Consider the following 15,044-nt stretch of genomic DNA (forward strand, 5'->3'; position numbering starts at 1 on the left):
CCTTTTGTTATCGTGCGATGTCAAGCATGACCATGAGCACCTTTGTAAAGAAAAAATAGGTGCCCGCGCCAAAGATCGCGCCAAGCAGGGCAGCCTTGACCGGCTTCATCCGATAAAGGATGCCAAGCCCAAAGGACATCACAAAGCTGGCCGCAATGTAGTGGACATAATTCCAGAGCATGAGAAACAGAATGAAGCATACGATTGAGAGCGCCAGAGCGATCTTATTGTCGCGGTCCATCTGGCGGAAATTAAAATAAGTCACCTTATTTTTTAATCCAGCCAGGATCATCAACACAGACAGAACAATCAAAATCGCCGCCGTGCCGATTGGAAAAACCGCCGGTCCCGGCGTGCCGTCCTTGGCTGTGGAGCCAGGGAAACCGAGCGCCATGACAATCCACCAGACGCTTAACAGGATACCGAATATCCCAATGACGACATCAGCATTGAATGCAGATTTCTTTTTATCCAAGCAACATCACCTTCTATCAATATTAGGAGCTGCTGAAAATGGGAACGGGCCGGCCGACACACAGCCGGCCCGTTCCCGAAAATGCGTCTGGCAACCGGATCAGGTCACGGAATTCTGCTCAAAATAGCTCTTGTAGAACTCATACTGCTCATTGGCGAACGCCGCAAATTCATCATGCTTCAGGGGCATCGGAGAATACTGATTCTTTGCGCACAGATCGGCATAGCTGTCGGAGCCGACCGCCTTTTCAAACGAGGCATACAGAATGTCCTTGACATCATCCGGGGTGTCCTTTGGAAGCGCGAAGCCGCCCCAGGCGCTGACATTCACATCATAACCAAGCTCTTTAAGCGTGGGAACATCGGGGTTAAACTTACTGCGCTCCTCGGAGCAGACAGCCAGAATCTTCAACTCGCCGCTGGCAACGCCGGAGGAAACCTCAAATTCGGAGACAGAAACCATATCGATATGCTTGCCCAGCAGGCCGGCGACAGCCGGAGCGGCGCCGTCAAACGGGACCTGGTTGACCTCGATGCCCGCAGCGTTCGCGAAGGAATCGCCGGCAACCTGCCAGATGGAACCTGTGCCGGAGTTTCCGACGCGAAGCTGGCCTGGATTCCCCTTGGCATAATTGACAAGGTCCTCAATGCTGTTCCAGCCGGAATCGGCTCGAACGGTAATCGCGGCAGGTTGCACGTTGCATCCGGAGATCAGATCAAACGCATCCGGATAAACGTCTGTCGCATAGCCAAGCGCCTGAACCATCGACAGCTCTACCGGGACATAACCGATGGTGTAGCCGTCCGGCTTGCTCGCCTGCAAAAATGACATTGCAACCGCGCCGGAAGCGCCGGGCTTGTTGGTGCAGACGACGGGTACACCCAAATCCTCCTGGACAAGCTGCGCGATGGCGCGCGCGTTCGTGTCGGACAGGCCGCCCGGTGACGCCTGGATGATCATGCTGATCTGTTTGGTCGGATAGCTGGTCGCTGTGCCGGCGGCATTGTCCGCGGCGGGGGCGGAACCGGCGGCCGACGCGTCCGCCGCCGGCGCGCTGCCGGATGAACCGCAGCCTGTAAGCAGCATGGCCGAAACGATTGCAGCCGACAGCATAGATGTTAGAATCTTTTTCATTTCTTTTCCTCCTTGCTCATTGCGGTGAAGCAGTCCGGCGTTTTTTACGCACGCTGCAAAGTTGCATTCATTGATTGCCAAGCGTTTCCGAAATCTGTTCACCTGTACTACAGGTTTATATTAACATAATGTTCTCAATTTGCAAGCCCTTTCCACAAATATTTTACTAACATTTGGATTTTTTGGGTTAATGTATAAAAAACATTTAAATATTTGTCACCTTTCACGATTGCATAAACCTTGACTTTATTTGCTTTAGGGTGGTATCCTTATCATATATAAAACGTTTGCGCGCAAACGTTTTACTCATTTCATACAACCGCCTCTTGATATAAAGGAGCTTCTTATGGGGCTGAAGGAAATCGCCCGTATAACCGGGCTTTCGATCACCACTGTTTCCCATGCGCTCAATGGAACGCGCGCTGTCTCGCAAAAAAGTATGGCTCTCATCCGCGAAGCGGTCGCCCAAACCGGCTACCGCCCCAACGGCGCTGCGCAGGCGCTCAAAACGCAGCGTACCAACATCATCGCGCTCGTCATCCCTTCCACAGAACCGAACAACTCCACCAACTGTTTTTTCTTTGACGTGCTCGGCGGCGTTAAAGAGGCATTGCAGGAACAGGGGTACAACCTGGTCGTTTCCACTTATTCTGAAAACGATCCGCACTTTCTCCTTGGCAATATCCCCGTCCTGCAAAAGAACTGGATCGACGGCGTGCTGTTCGTACCGGGCAGCCGGCGGCGCGCCGAATGTCTGACCGGCATTGATGTCCCGGTCGTTCTGATTGACCGCCGGCTGGACGGCGTCAGCCTGCCTTCCGTCTGTTCCGATAACGAGCAGGCGGCCGCGCGCGCTGTCGGGCTTCTGGCGCGCAGCGGACGGCGGAGAATTGGTTATATTGGGGGCACGCTCGATTTTTCCTCCGCATATGACCGTTACCGCGGTTATCAGAAGGCGCTTGCGGCGCTGGGGCTTCCGTATGACTTCAGCCTGATCGCCTACGAGCTTGATTACAATCTTGAGAGCGCGCGCAGTGCGGCCCGTTCCCTTGTGCGGTACGGGGCCGACGCCATATTTGCCGCAAACAGCGTCCTGACGATGGGTGTTGTCCAATACCTCAACGAGCAGGGGGTCCGCATCCCTGAACAAATCGCGCTCGTCGGGTTCGACGATTACGACTGGACACAGATCGTCTCTCCGCCGATCACGGCTGTGCGCCAGGATGCGCGCGGTATGGGCGCACGCGGCGCGCGTATGCTTATTGAGCTGCTCGCAGGCAATACGCCTGATCCGGCAGCCGTCGTCCTTCCCTCCACACTTGCCGTCCGGCAGTCGCACGGCGGTGCGCACGGTCCTGATACCCTATAGGCAAACGGCGTCCAACATGTTATAATAAAGGAGATATCGTATGAACAGGAAACCGAAAATCCTGGTGGTCGGCAGCTTCGTCATGGATCTGATCGTTTCCACCGAAAAATTCCCCGGTTCCGGTGAAACCGTGCTTGGCAAGAGCTTTCGGACCGCGCCGGGCGGCAAGGGTGCGAACCAGGCTGTGCAGGCGGCGCGTCTTGGCGCTGATGTCACCATGGTCGGCAAGGTCGGCGACGACAGCTTCGGCCGTGAGCTGATCGCCTCCGCGCAGGCGGCCGGCATCCACACGCAGCATATCCTTCAGGACCCGGACAATCCATCCGCAATCGGAAATATCCTGCTGGAGGTCGCAGAGGGCCAGAAAAGCAAAAACCGCATCATCGTCGTTTCAGGCGCCAATATGGCGATCACTCCGGACGACGTCGCATTTGTGCGCGACATCGTCTCCGAATTCGATATGGTGATGCTTCAGCTTGAAATCCCGATGCAGATCAATGAACTGGTCGCGCAGTACGCCTTTGAAAAGGGCGTACCGGTGATGCTCAATTCCGCTCCAAGCGCGCCGCTTTCAGCCGCGCTGCTTTCACACCTGGCATACATATCGCCCAATGAGCACGAGGCGGCGGACCTTACCGGCATCCCGATCCGCAAGGAGGGCAAGTCTGTCAATCGCGATGATCTCGACGCTGTCATCGCCTCTCTGCGCGGCAAGGGTGTTCAGAACGTCATTATCACGCTTGGCAGCGCGGGTGCAGCCGTGGCCGGCGATCGTGGCGTTGACCTCAGCCCGTGCGTCGATGTGGTGGAGGTCAAGGACCCGACCGCTGCGGGGGACTCGTTCGTCGGCGCGTTTTGTACAGCCGTATGCGCCGGACTGGACCAGCGCCAGGCGCTCGACTTTGCAAACTATACCGCGACGATCACCGTTTCACAGATGGGCGCGCAGCCGTCCCTGCCGCATCTGGCCGATGTGGTCGAACTGATGCGGCGCGAGCAATTTGACGGGTTCGATCTTGGACTGCTCGATATCCTGAAATGAAATTACATTCCGCAGACGAAGCAGACGAAAAGGAGATTGATCCAATGTTGAAACAGGAAGCAATTCAGGCTATGGAAGCGTTCACCTCCCTGGCCAAGGCCGAATTTGATCATTTTGCGGACAATGCCGCCGATCAGGAATACATCGACGCCGCACAGCTTATTCTGGACGCACAGGCAAAGGGCGGCCGCGTGCATATCACCGGTATCGGAAAGCCGGGCCATGTCAGTGGATACGGCGCGTCGCTGATGTCCTCCACCGGCACGCCGACATATTTCCTCCATGGCACGGAAGCAGTGCACGGTTCCTGCGGCCAGCTTGCCGCCGGCGACGTTGTCATCTGCATTTCAAACAGCGGGGAAACGGCGGAAATGAAAACAACCGTTACCGCCATCAAGCGCAACGGCTGCAAAATGATCGGCATCACCGGCAACCGTGCATCATGGCTCGCAAAGGAAAGCGACGTGCATCTGTTTGCCGGCGTGCAGCAGGAAGGCGGCCCGCTCAACCGCGCGCCGCGCGCATCAATCCTCGCAGAGACGTTTGTCCTTCAACGGTTGAGCGTCCTGCTCCAGGTCAACCGCGGCCTTGATCCAAAGGAGTATGTCAAATGGCATCCGGGCGGGACGCTCGGCCAACTGCGCGAAAACGAAAAATAAATTTTGTAAGGTTAGGAGCATCTGCTATGCTGAAAAACGCGTGTATCAATCCCGAAATTATGAAAGCCATCTCGTTGTGCGGTCACGGCGACAAAATCCTGATCGCCGACGGCAACTATCCGCTTGACGCGGAGAGCGGCGACGCGAAAAAGGTTTATCTCGGCCTGACCGCCGGCATCCCGACCGTAACCGACACGCTCAGGGTTCTGTCCGAAACGATCGGCATTGAAAGCGCGCTCGTCATGACTCCGGGCGACGGCACAGAGCCGCCGATCTTCAAGGATTTCCGCGAGCTGCTTGACGGCGTGAAGCTGGAAACCATTGATCGCTGGGGATTTTACAGCAAGGCCAATGAGCCGAAGGTCCGCCTTGCAATCTCGACGGGCGAAAAGCGCACATATGCCTGCATCATTCTGACGGTCGGCGTCGTCTGATAAAATACGCAACAGGGCGTCTTCTCCAAAGCGGAGAGACGCCCTTATTTCAGCTTTGTGCTGGACAATTCATCTGATTTATGTTATATTTTCAATAGTTGTTTTGTTCAAAATGAATATCCATACTTTGGATGGGGGAAAGTGCTGATGGATACCAATTATCTGATCGTATACGGACTTATGATACTTTTTGTTGGAGCCAGCTTCGTCATAAGCTCCCGGCAACACCAGCGTCTGCGGCAGATCTGCGACCCCTTTGGCCTTGCGTTCACAGAGGCTGCCGTTCATGCCATCGGCCAAACGGCTCCGGATTATAGACTGAAATGCGGCGAGCATGGGTTGCCGCTTCCCATAAACCAACAGCCAGCCGCCGTCCAGCAGGTTCTTGCGCGCGGTGCGGACGACTATTGTAAAGAGCGTCACGAAACGATGCTGCGTGTACTGACGCACTTGCGGGATGCATGCGGCAGCAATAAGCGTCATACCAAAGTTTATGCCGACACACTTGAAGAAATCTACCGCGTCAACCGCGTATTTTTTGAGGCGTGCCGTGATTTATCGCTCCTATCCACAGAAGACGACTGCACCGCATTCAGCCAGTATCTTGAAAATCAGGCGTATATACGCGATAACATCGCAAAACGAATGACAAACGACGGCATCGCCGCTATGAAAAAAGCTGCTATATAGCGATCAAACCGCCCTGTACCGGGCAGATCACAGGAATGTACCTGCGATCTGCCCGGTTTTTATATATTTCCCAAAAAACCTTACATAATTTTGTTTGTATTTTTCTTTTATCCCTATTGACAATCTAAAATACGCATGATATATTTTAAACATAAGATTATTCAAATAAACAATTGTTGAAACCAAGGAGGAGACCCAATGATTACGGAGCGTGAGCGTCAAATCCTGCGCTGGATTGAGGAAAATCCGCTGATTTCACAGCAGGAGCTTGCCGAGCTTGGCAACATCACCCGCTCGTCGGTGGCCGTGCACATTTCCAACCTGATGAAAAAAGGGTTGATCCAGGGTAAGGGCTACATCCTTCAAAAAAATCCTTATATCGTTGTGGTCGGCGGCGTTAATATGGACATCTTCGGGCATCCGGACGCGCCGTTGGTCCAGAAGGATTCCAATCCCGGCCATGTCAGCCTCTCCCCCGGCGGCGTCGCGCGCAATATCGCGCACAATCTGGCCCTTCTTGGAGAGGATGTCAAGTTTATTTCCGCATTCGGTGAGGACACTCATGCCGCACAGCTTGCCGAGGGATGCCGCAGGGTCGGCATGGATATTTCCAACTCGCTGACAGTCCCTGGCGGCGTCACCTCTACATATATGTTCATCACAGACGAGCACGGCGATATGATGCTGGCCATCGCTGATATGGACATTTACAATCAGATCACCCCTAAATTTCTGGAAACAAAAATCGATTTTATCAACCGCGCAAGCCTGTGCATCGTTGATACAAATCTGACCACCGAATCGCTGCGTTACCTCGCGGAAAACTGCCGCTGTCCGCTTTTTGCGGACACAGTTTCCACAACAAAGGCGAAAAAGCTTGCGGGGCTGCTCTATCACATTCACACGCTCAAGCCCAACAAGCTGGAGGCGCAGCTTCTCACCGGGATCGAGATCACCGACGAAAGCTCCCTGCGGCACGCGGCTAAAAAGTTGCTCGATATGGGACTTGAGCAGGTCTTTATCTCGCTTAGCGGCGACGGCGTTTTCTGTGCCAATCACCATGGACAGGCGCTTCTGCCCTGTTACGATTCCGAATCGGTCAACACGACCGGCGCGGGCGACAGCTTTATGGCGGCGCTTGCCTGGGGATGGCGACAGGGTCTTTCGCTGGAGGACACCGCACGCGCCGGCCTGGCCGCCGCGAGCATCTGCATCGCAAGCGAAGAAACCATCAGTCCGCGCATCAGCGCCAAGGCGGTCTATGATATCATCGGGATGACGCCGTCCGAGGAAGCGGAATAAAAACAGTCCACCCATCCACATTTATATATATATTTTAAAAGGAGTGTATTGTCATGACAGATCTGAAAAAATACCTCGAAATTTCGCCCGAAGTCCAGAAAGCCCTTGACGAAGGCCGCCCGGTCGTCGCGCTTGAATCCACCATCATCTCCCATGGTATGCCGTATCCGCAGAATGTCGAAACGGCGCTGAATGTTGAAAAGATCATCCGTGACAACGGCGCGATTCCTGCTACCACCGCGATTATCGGCGGCAAGCTGCGCGTCGGTCTTTCCAAGGATGAAATCGATTATATCGGTAAGAAGGGGCTGAAAGTTACCAAGGCCAGCCGCCGCGATATTCCTGTGTTGGTCGCACGCGGCGAGGATGGCGCCACAACAGTCGCCGCCACCATGATTCTTGCCAATCTCGCGGGCGTTAGCGTTTTTGCAACCGGCGGTATTGGTGGTGTTCACCGTGGCGCTGAAACCACAATGGATATCTCCGCCGACCTTGAGGAGCTTGCCTCCACCCCGGTTATGGTTATCTGCGCCGGCGCCAAATCAATCCTTGATCTTGGTCTGACGCTTGAATACCTTGAAACGCACGGCGTTTCCGTCCTTGGATATCAGACCGAGGAGCTGCCCGCGTTCTTTACCCGCAAGAGCGGCTTCAAGGTCGACTACCGTATGGATACCCCGAAGGAGCTTGCAGCTACCTTTAAGGCAAAAAATGATCTCGGCCTGCGCGGCGGCATGGTTGTCGCCAATCCAATCCCCGAGGAGTATGCGATGGACGCGGACTACATCTCCAAATCGATTGCAGAGGCCATCGACGAGGCGAACGCCAAGGGAATCAAGGGTAAGGATACCACGCCGTTCCTGCTCGATAAGCTTGAGAAAATCACTGGCGGTTCAAGCCTCAAGGCGAACATCCAGCTTGTCTACAACAACGCAAAGGTTGCCACGCAGATCGCCTGCGAACTCAGCAAGATGTAAATTACAAACTGAATAAACCGTCTGTCTTCAACAGGCGGCTATCAGTAAGAAAGGGACGCCTCAGCGTCCCTTTCTTTTTTGCCCATGTGAATTTTGACACGGCTTTCGGTGTTGATTTATCAGGCCGTAAGGTGCTGTTCCTGCACCGAAACTGTTTTCTAATAATTGGAAAATTATCCGCAATTTTGACGATCTCAAATTGATTCCATGTAAAAAGTCTATCTTTTCTGGACAAAACAGACCTCTTTTTGCAGCACTTTATTCTGATACATGCAAAAAAATATATTTTTTTGGCAAAACCTATTGACACAGCCCCCCGGTTAGACAGTATAATTAAAGTGAAATTTAAGTCCGGGCGCGGCAATCAATACAAAGCGGACGAGATCATTTCCTGTCGTTTTTTCTGCGCATCGTCTCCGGCAGCATGATACCGGACCGCCGCCCTTGCGGGCACACCGTTTCCGGCAAATATTTTTTTGGAGGGGTCTTATCAATGAGCTATGTTGATCAGGTCTTGGCTTCGGTCAAGGAAAAAAACGCACATGAGCCTGAATTCCTTCAGACAACCACCGAGGTCCTTAACTCCCTGCGCGGCGTTTTGGATCGCCATCCCGAATATCAAAAGGCCAAGCTGCTTGAACGCCTTGTCGAGCCGGAGCGCATCATCAGCTTCCGTGTTCCGTGGGTTGACGACAAGGGCGAGTATCAGATCAATCGCGGATACCGTGTCCAGTTCAACAGCGCGATCGGTCCCTATAAAGGCGGCCTGCGCTTTCATCCGAGCGTCAATCAGGGCATCCTGAAATTCCTCGGCTTTGAGCAGATCTTTAAAAACTCCCTCACCGGTCTGCCCATCGGCGGCGGCAAGGGCGGCAGCGACTTCGACCCGAAGGGTAAAAGCGACGACGAGGTCATGCGCTTCTGCCAGAGCTTCATGACCGAGCTTTACCGTCATATCGGTCCAGACTGTGATGTTCCCGCGGGCGACATCGGCGTGGGCGGCCGTGAAATCGGCTATCTCTATGGCCAGTATAAGCGCATCACTGGCGAGTATTCCGGCGTTCTCACTGGAAAGGGCCTTACATATGGCGGCTCTTTGGCGCGCACACAGGCCACCGGTTACGGCGTGGTTTACCTTGCCAATGAAATTCTCACCCATAAGGGTAAGAGCTTCCAGGGCCAGAAAGTCGTGGTTTCCGGTTCCGGCAATGTGGCGATCTATGCAGCGGAAAAAGCCATTTCTTTGGGCGCCACCGTCATCGCCATGTGCGATTCCAACGGCTATATTTATGATAAGGACGGCGTTGATATCGCTGCCATTCGGGATATCAAGGAAGTTCGCCGCGCCAGAATCAAGGAATATATCAAAGTCCGTCCGTCCGCGGAATACCACGAGGGCTTCCAAGGGATCTGGAGCGTTCCCTGCGATATCGTTCTGCCCTGCGCGACACAAAATGAGATCGACTTGGACGCCGCCAAAAGCCTGCTGAAAAATGGATGCTGGATGGTTTGTGAAGGCGCCAATATGCCGTCCACTCTGGAGGCAATGGATGCTTTCATCGAAGCGGGAATCCTCTTTGTGCCCAGCAAGGCCGCCAATGCCGGCGGCGTCGCCGTCTCCGCTCTGGAAATGAGCCAAAACAGCCTGCGTCTCTCCTGGAGCTTCGAGGACGTTGACCAGCGGTTGCAGAATATCATGAAGGACATCTACAAGAGCATGTCGTCCGCTGCCGCTGAATACGGCAAGACGCCGGAGGATTATGTTTCCGGCGCCAACGTGGCCGCGTTCCTCAAGGTTGCCGATGCCATGATGGCACAGGGCCTCGTCTGATCTGGGTCTGTTTCACGCACAAAATATAGACAGAAAAGCCAGCGCCCCAATGGCGCTGGCTTTTTGATTTGCTGCTTTTGGCTGAAAGCAGGTTTCTTTATTGATGCGCCTGTCCAGTTTGGAACCACCCCGGACACGGGCGTTTGTTTTGGGCATAGAAAAGTCATTGTCTGCAAAACGACCGTTTACCGTGGCAGATAAACAATATTTTGGTCATGTGGTTCGTTCTCCGTTCTCTTGTTCTCCCCCTTAGTATAGCACGAAGGAGGCGGACAGTCGAGCGGCAGTAGGAGAGCGGATCATAGAGCCACATTGCCACATTGAGCACCATTAAAGATAGGCGTACCAACATATACTGGTACGCCTATCTCTTTTCCAAATCACGCACAAACACCCTTAGAAATTCGTTTAGGGCAACTCGTTGTTCATTAGTAAGTTGGGGCAGCTTTATAGTGTAGCTATAATCCAATCCGACCAAATAATCAATAGAGGTCTGAAAAATTCCGGCAAGCTGTATGATACGATTTAATGCAGGATCTTGCAAATTGTTCTCATAGCGATATATAGTTTCTTTGCTTACACCCAACTTTTTTGCCAAAGTTAATCGTGACATTCCACGATCTTCTCGGAGTTGGCGTAATCGTAATCCAAAGTCAAAGGCTTCATCTGTCGACATAAAACCACCCCAATAATATTGTAATACGTTGGTGTAGTCTAAAAACGATGATAAAATCAATAATATTAGTCGAATCACATTGACACCCTAGACCTAACATGATACGATAAATAGAAAATGTTGAACTGCATCTTGATTACTTGAGGGGCAATCAAAATCAGTTTCTCGCTCCTAATCATTGCTATCATCAAATGAAAAATTTTCAATTTCAGGGTAATCAAAAAATTCAGACAATGTGAGACTAAACGCAGAAGCAATTTTGTGGAGTGTCTTTATTTTGGGATTGAATGTCTTGTACTTTATAAGGTTATCCAGTGTTGAATAACTAATGCCACTCATAGTAGATAGCTGATATATCGTGAAATCATGCTGCTGACATAATGACAGTATTCGATTGACGATAATCTGTGAATATTGGTCATTCATCTTTTCTACCTGCTATCATTTAGTTAATACTCATACAGTATTTTCTTTATGATAGCAATAAAAATACCCAACTATTCCCGTACACGGTAATAGTCGGATGAAGATACATCAGCATCCGGGGTATTATATAATAAAAAGCCGCCAGCCAAATGGCGGCGAACTTCGTCTACTTCTTCTTTTCAGGCAAAATGGAGCTGTTTAGCAAATCGCCCGCCCGAACTTCTAATGCATCAGCAATATTATACAACACTTCGACCGAGAAAGGCCGGATGATATTCGGTGCTTCAATAGAACTTAAATGCGACCGGCTTATTTTGGCTCGTTCCGCTAACTCCTCTTGTGACATACCGCGCATTTTCCTTAGAGCAGAAATTGTCAAGCCAAGCTCAATAAAGCGGTCACGATTTTGGAATTGCACCTCTTTGCTCAAAATTCCCTTCCTCCTTTGGCTCTTATTATACGGTGGAAAGAGAAAATAATCCGCCTCTCCCAGTGAGCTATTGACTAATATTTTGAGCAAATATATAATATAGGCAAAAAATGATGTCATGAAAAGGCATTTGATGAATCACAACGGCGTACAGCATTGCGCATTTATTTTAAGCTGTTATTTTCGCTTCATATTTTGCCGCAGGCTCCTTTGACGTAGACAATGCGAGTGCATCTTCTAATCTGCTCCATTACGAAAATCTTCTACAATATACTGTATATGTTCTATTTGCTGTGGACTAAGACCAGTTACGTCTATCATATAAATATTTTCGCTCTTTTGAACATCACGATCTAAGAGATAATCTGTACTAACCTTGAAAAAATTGGCAATCTTTATTAACATTTCCACGGATGGAAGAATGTTTCCATTTTCCCAATTGCTAATAGTTTGCTTAGTCACATTCAGTTTTTCAGAAAGTTGAACTTGATTTATTTGTTTTGACTGACGCAAAAATCTAATCCGATTTGAAAACATAATGTGCCCTCACTTTCACTGATCATGAGGTTATTATGTATAAATACTTTGGCTTGTTAAAAATACCGGTATTGCAATATTTTTATTTTTGGAATATAATGTATTTATATATCATGTTAAGTTTAAGTCAAAAAATCCTCTCAACATACTGTGTGTTGAGAGGATTACGGTTCCAAATTATTCTCATCGAAAAGCGGTGAACTAAAAAATTCATCAAGTCCTATACCGAACCCTTGACATATCTCATAAATAACACGCAACTTCACTGATTCATACGTACAGTTTATAACATTTCCAATAGTCGATCTTGGAACACCGCTTCGCATAAAAAGTTCATATTGTGTTAGGTCATACATTTCAAGTAACTGCTCAATTCGTTTACTTACAGCTTTATTGAGTTGCACACCCCCACCTCTTAATTGTAAGTATACCAACTTATTCCCTCATTTAGTCCCTGTAGCTGTACGCTTTCGTATAAATAATCCTCTTTTTATTGGGCATTTTGCCAACACACAGCTCATTACCAACAAAAAGCTTTGTGATTATTAGCGGTCTCGACAGCGTCCAGGGATTACATTGAGCGCCACACGTTAAAATAGAAAGGGGGCCGCACAATGTCTCAAAAACATCTAATCACAGAAGAATTTATAGAAGGTATATTGGGCGAACTTTCTTCTATAGTGATACCCTATCAGAAGCGGTGCTCCCCTATCTATCGAGAGTATAAGGAGCATTATCATTCTTCCTGTCTCTGTCTCAAAAAATACGACCTGCGAGACAGCTATTCTTCCGTCACAGATGCTTTTATTGATTATGAAGAGCTCATCAACGATTATTATCTTGCACAAGGTTTTCTGAGCGCAGCTGGAGATCTGCTCGAACAGATTGTTAAAACAGTCGATCTGAAAGAAATTCCTGGCCATGCGGATAAGGAACAGAAATTGATACAGGTTTGCCAATCATTTATAAAAGAGCTTCCGCCAGAGGCGCGCGAGGAAGTTAACAAGCAGTTTGAAAGAAGAAAACGCGCCATTGAGGATTCCCAAGAATATTATTATTTAGCTGGATATGAAATCATGGTTACATTGCTCAAACGGGCGGGCTATACAGTGTCCGAAGCGCCCTTTTTCGGAATATGAAAAAAGGCGCCAACCCTTCAGCCTGTTGGCTGAGAGATTGACGCCTTTGGCACTCTGATTTTTGCTGGGTATGAAAACAGCGCCCTTTTTGAAAAATCCCATTTCAAAAAGGGCGCTGTAGATTTCTAAAGAATTGGGGGTTCGAATCCAGCCAGCTTCTGTGAAACCCCCGTTTGGATCTTTTATTTTACCTGTGAAATTTGAGGGGCAAAAACCCCTGAAAAGCCCGATACCATCGGCATTTCTGCCGATGGTATCCAAAGTGGGCATTCTTTTTGGTCCGAATAGCGGGACTTGAACCCACGGCCTCTACCACCCCAAGGTAGCGCGCTACCAAACTGCGCCATATCCGGATCGTGCTAAATCAACTATATTATATTAGCATACTTTTCCGGAAAAATCAAGGGGGTTTTTCTGTTTTTTGAAAGCGCAGTAAAATACACGCCAAAACACCCGTGGCCGTCAAGATCGTTTGCACAAAATCATTCTCTTCCGTATGTACAGCAACGCCTGCCGTTTGCATACACTTTACCAGGCTGCGCGAAAGGTCAAAACTTCATGAGGTTCAGTCCGATTTCCTCGTCAAAGATACGCCCGACCTCTCCATCCAAACGGCGGATAAAGATTTCGCCTGTCGCAGAGATATGCGCCTCATTGAGATGGCCGCCGATCACAGCGCCTCCCGCACGGCCAAAATTGGCGTGGAAGTGCAGGTAAACCTGTCCATCCATTTCCGTAATATTGCCGCAGAGCGCTGTCATCTCCATCGGCTCTGTATAGGTTATGGAATAGTACTTTTTCTCGGCTGTATTAAACAGCCCGATCACAATACGGTCTGCGGCGCCAAGTCCTGTAACGGTACCAAGACGAATCTGTTCCTTTTCACACAGGCTCTTGATCGTCGCAACCACTTCCTCGCCCTTTTCCAGACGTACAACATACGTATCTCCAAATTGCTTGTACTGCATTGAACAACCTTCCTTTCTTTATGTCGCGATAATTTTTTATAGATTGCGGAGCACAATCTATAAAAAATTGGATATCCGCGCCGTCCCCGGCGCGGGGCCGCTTGATTAAAATGCGGTTGCCGCATAATCGGCGAGCCGTTGGGCATAATCCGGTATCATAACCGCTCTGCGGTTATGATACCACAGCGGCGAGCCCTTTTGGGCTTGTCTGCCGCAAAGCGGCAGGTAAACCGGCTTGGCCGGTTTCGGCTGTGGTGTAACATGCGCAGTCCGCTGCTTTGCAGCGGTTGCAGCCATCTGACGCCCGCAAACGGCAAAGCCGTTTGCCCTGCGCATATTATAGCACAGCGAGGCGTTTCATGCTACAGCCTTAAAGACTTTTTTGCTATAGGGCTGCTGCTTGCGAAAACCTTGCATACATGCTACAATAAAAAATATAGATCGCTGCGTCTGCGCGGCCGTCGACATATAAATGATAAGCGGCATTATTGAAGGAGGTCTTTCAGCATGGGCATGGAACACAGATTTATGATTTGTAAGCATTGCGGCAATATCGTCGGTATGATTTATGACGCCGGTGTGAAGCCAGTCTGCTGTGGCGAACCAATGACGGAGCTTGTCGCAAATACGACCGACGCGGCAACAGAAAAGCATGTCCCCGTTGTCGAAGCGGAGGGCAATGAAGTGTGCGTCAAGGTCGGTTCCGTGCTGCATCCGATGAGTGAAGAACACCATATCGCATGGATTTATTTACAGACCCGTCACGGCGGCCAGCGCAAGACGTTAGAAACCGGAAAAGAAGCTGCCGCGCGTTTTCTTGTCGTTGATGACGAACCGGTTGCCGTTTTTGCATACTGCAATCTGCACGGGCTGTGGAAAACGCCGATCTAATCAGAACAAACGTGGGGCGGGCGTATGTCAAGCGCCCGCCCTGTTTTAACGAGCGACATCCGTC

18 protein-coding genes and 1 tRNA gene are annotated in these 15,044 nt (G+C 50.4%); 10 read left to right on the forward strand and 9 right to left on the reverse strand.

Going from position 1 to position 15,044, the window contains the following annotated elements; translation table 11 throughout:
- Window positions 1–7: 7 nt before the first annotated feature.
- Complete coding sequence (locus FMM72_RS02895) at window positions 8–475, reverse strand: tripartite tricarboxylate transporter TctB family protein (RefSeq protein WP_162220532.1); 468 nt, start codon at window positions 473–475, stop codon at window positions 8–10.
- Window positions 476–574: 99 nt separating this feature from the next.
- The gene (locus FMM72_RS02900) at window positions 575–1,609 is read right to left on the reverse strand and encodes a tripartite tricarboxylate transporter substrate binding protein (RefSeq protein WP_162220533.1); all 1,035 of its coding nucleotides are present in this window, start codon (window positions 1,607–1,609) and stop codon (window positions 575–577) included.
- A gap of 346 nt (window positions 1,610–1,955) precedes the next feature.
- On the opposite strand from FMM72_RS02900, the gene FMM72_RS02905 reads away from it, so the two are divergent.
- The 8 genes from FMM72_RS02905 to gdhA all read left to right on the forward strand — a co-directional run bounded on the left by FMM72_RS02905 (window position 1,956) and on the right by gdhA (window position 9,913).
- A complete protein-coding gene (locus FMM72_RS02905; RefSeq protein WP_160209273.1) occupies window positions 1,956–2,978 on the forward strand; it encodes a LacI family DNA-binding transcriptional regulator in 1,023 nt (340 codons plus the stop codon).
- 40 nt (window positions 2,979–3,018) lie between these two features.
- The gene (locus FMM72_RS02910) at window positions 3,019–4,020 is read left to right on the forward strand and encodes a ribokinase (protein WP_160209274.1); all 1,002 of its coding nucleotides are present in this window, start codon (window positions 3,019–3,021) and stop codon (window positions 4,018–4,020) included.
- Between the two features lie 44 nt (window positions 4,021–4,064).
- The gene (locus FMM72_RS02915) at window positions 4,065–4,679 is read left to right on the forward strand and encodes a KpsF/GutQ family sugar-phosphate isomerase (RefSeq protein ID WP_160209275.1); all 615 of its coding nucleotides are present in this window, start codon (window positions 4,065–4,067) and stop codon (window positions 4,677–4,679) included.
- 26 nt (window positions 4,680–4,705) lie between these two features.
- Window positions 4,706–5,113: an RbsD/FucU domain-containing protein gene (locus FMM72_RS02920; protein WP_160209276.1), complete on the forward strand. Its 408-nt coding sequence runs from the start codon at window positions 4,706–4,708 to the stop codon at window positions 5,111–5,113.
- A 147-nt stretch (window positions 5,114–5,260) separates the two neighbouring features.
- The gene (locus FMM72_RS02925; RefSeq protein ID WP_162220534.1) at window positions 5,261–5,803 is read left to right on the forward strand and encodes a hypothetical protein; all 543 of its coding nucleotides are present in this window, start codon (window positions 5,261–5,263) and stop codon (window positions 5,801–5,803) included.
- 198 nt (window positions 5,804–6,001) lie between these two features.
- Entirely contained in the window at window positions 6,002–7,105 is a 1,104-nt protein-coding gene (locus FMM72_RS02930; protein ID WP_180322866.1) for a PfkB family carbohydrate kinase, read from the forward strand.
- A 53-nt stretch (window positions 7,106–7,158) separates the two neighbouring features.
- Window positions 7,159–8,082, forward strand: a complete 924-nt coding sequence (locus FMM72_RS02935) for a pseudouridine-5'-phosphate glycosidase (protein ID WP_160209299.1) — start codon at window positions 7,159–7,161, stop codon at window positions 8,080–8,082.
- Between the two features lie 493 nt (window positions 8,083–8,575).
- Complete coding sequence (gene gdhA / locus FMM72_RS02940; protein ID WP_162220535.1) at window positions 8,576–9,913, forward strand: NADP-specific glutamate dehydrogenase; 1,338 nt, start codon at window positions 8,576–8,578, stop codon at window positions 9,911–9,913.
- A gap of 364 nt (window positions 9,914–10,277) precedes the next feature.
- Here the strand turns inward: gdhA and FMM72_RS02945 are convergent, their stop codons facing one another.
- The 5 genes from FMM72_RS02945 to FMM72_RS17335 all read right to left on the reverse strand — a co-directional run bounded on the left by FMM72_RS02945 (window position 10,278) and on the right by FMM72_RS17335 (window position 12,386).
- Window positions 10,278–10,589, reverse strand: a complete 312-nt coding sequence (locus FMM72_RS02945; RefSeq protein ID WP_160211085.1) for a helix-turn-helix domain-containing protein — start codon at window positions 10,587–10,589, stop codon at window positions 10,278–10,280.
- 171 nt (window positions 10,590–10,760) lie between these two features.
- Window positions 10,761–11,015 (reverse strand): helix-turn-helix domain-containing protein, encoded by a 255-nt coding sequence (locus tag FMM72_RS02950; protein WP_006873234.1) that lies wholly within the window; start codon window positions 11,013–11,015, stop codon window positions 10,761–10,763.
- A 166-nt stretch (window positions 11,016–11,181) separates the two neighbouring features.
- The gene (locus FMM72_RS02955) at window positions 11,182–11,445 is read right to left on the reverse strand and encodes a helix-turn-helix domain-containing protein (RefSeq protein WP_243157702.1); all 264 of its coding nucleotides are present in this window, start codon (window positions 11,443–11,445) and stop codon (window positions 11,182–11,184) included.
- A gap of 237 nt (window positions 11,446–11,682) precedes the next feature.
- Window positions 11,683–11,982, reverse strand: coding sequence for a helix-turn-helix domain-containing protein (locus tag FMM72_RS02960; protein WP_162220537.1), 300 nt, complete (start codon window positions 11,980–11,982; stop codon window positions 11,683–11,685).
- Window positions 11,983–12,146: 164 nt separating this feature from the next.
- Window positions 12,147–12,386: a helix-turn-helix transcriptional regulator gene (locus FMM72_RS17335; protein WP_162220538.1), complete on the reverse strand. Its 240-nt coding sequence runs from the start codon at window positions 12,384–12,386 to the stop codon at window positions 12,147–12,149.
- Between the two features lie 210 nt (window positions 12,387–12,596).
- Between FMM72_RS17335 and FMM72_RS02970 the strand changes: the two genes are divergently transcribed.
- Window positions 12,597–13,121: a hypothetical protein gene (locus FMM72_RS02970; protein ID WP_162220539.1), complete on the forward strand. Its 525-nt coding sequence runs from the start codon at window positions 12,597–12,599 to the stop codon at window positions 13,119–13,121.
- 276 nt (window positions 13,122–13,397) lie between these two features.
- Here the strand turns inward: FMM72_RS02970 and FMM72_RS02975 are convergent.
- Together FMM72_RS02975 and FMM72_RS02980 are read right to left on the reverse strand one after the other, a co-directional pair.
- A tRNA-Pro gene (locus tag FMM72_RS02975) sits at window positions 13,398–13,474 on the reverse strand.
- A 195-nt stretch (window positions 13,475–13,669) separates the two neighbouring features.
- A complete protein-coding gene (locus FMM72_RS02980; protein WP_160210600.1) occupies window positions 13,670–14,089 on the reverse strand; it encodes a PPC domain-containing DNA-binding protein in 420 nt (139 codons plus the stop codon).
- A 507-nt stretch (window positions 14,090–14,596) separates the two neighbouring features.
- Between FMM72_RS02980 and FMM72_RS02985 the strand changes: the two genes are divergently transcribed.
- Entirely contained in the window at window positions 14,597–14,980 is a 384-nt protein-coding gene (locus FMM72_RS02985) for a desulfoferrodoxin family protein (RefSeq protein ID WP_162220540.1), read from the forward strand.
- Window positions 14,981–15,044: the final 64 nt, after the last annotated feature.

Origin of the sequence: Anaerotruncus colihominis (genome assembly GCF_010206195.1) — a bacterium.
GTDB lineage: Bacteria > Bacillota > Clostridia > Oscillospirales > Ruminococcaceae > Anaerotruncus > Anaerotruncus colihominis_A.

Coding starts and splice junctions, on each gene's coding strand:
- FMM72_RS02900 (WP_162220533.1), bottom strand. CDS start 1,609: ATGAAAAAGATTCTAACATCTATGCTGTCGGCTGCAATCGTTTCGGCC.
- FMM72_RS02905 (WP_160209273.1), top strand. CDS start 1,956: ATGGGGCTGAAGGAAATCGCCCGTATAACCGGGCTTTCGATCACCACT.
- FMM72_RS02910 (WP_160209274.1), top strand. CDS start 3,019: ATGAACAGGAAACCGAAAATCCTGGTGGTCGGCAGCTTCGTCATGGAT.
- FMM72_RS02915 (WP_160209275.1), top strand. CDS start 4,065: ATGTTGAAACAGGAAGCAATTCAGGCTATGGAAGCGTTCACCTCCCTG.
- FMM72_RS02920 (WP_160209276.1), top strand. CDS start 4,706: ATGCTGAAAAACGCGTGTATCAATCCCGAAATTATGAAAGCCATCTCG.
- FMM72_RS02925 (WP_162220534.1), top strand. CDS start 5,261: ATGGATACCAATTATCTGATCGTATACGGACTTATGATACTTTTTGTT.
- FMM72_RS02930 (WP_180322866.1), top strand. CDS start 6,002: ATGATTACGGAGCGTGAGCGTCAAATCCTGCGCTGGATTGAGGAAAAT.
- FMM72_RS02935 (WP_160209299.1), top strand. CDS start 7,159: ATGACAGATCTGAAAAAATACCTCGAAATTTCGCCCGAAGTCCAGAAA.
- gdhA (WP_162220535.1), top strand. CDS start 8,576: ATGAGCTATGTTGATCAGGTCTTGGCTTCGGTCAAGGAAAAAAACGCA.
- FMM72_RS02945 (WP_160211085.1), bottom strand. CDS start 10,589: ATGTCGACAGATGAAGCCTTTGACTTTGGATTACGATTACGCCAACTC.
- FMM72_RS02950 (WP_006873234.1), bottom strand. CDS start 11,015: ATGAATGACCAATATTCACAGATTATCGTCAATCGAATACTGTCATTA.
- FMM72_RS02960 (WP_162220537.1), bottom strand. CDS start 11,982: ATGTTTTCAAATCGGATTAGATTTTTGCGTCAGTCAAAACAAATAAAT.
- FMM72_RS02970 (WP_162220539.1), top strand. CDS start 12,597: ATGTCTCAAAAACATCTAATCACAGAAGAATTTATAGAAGGTATATTG.
- FMM72_RS02980 (WP_160210600.1), bottom strand. CDS start 14,089: ATGCAGTACAAGCAATTTGGAGATACGTATGTTGTACGTCTGGAAAAG.
- FMM72_RS02985 (WP_162220540.1), top strand. CDS start 14,597: ATGGGCATGGAACACAGATTTATGATTTGTAAGCATTGCGGCAATATC.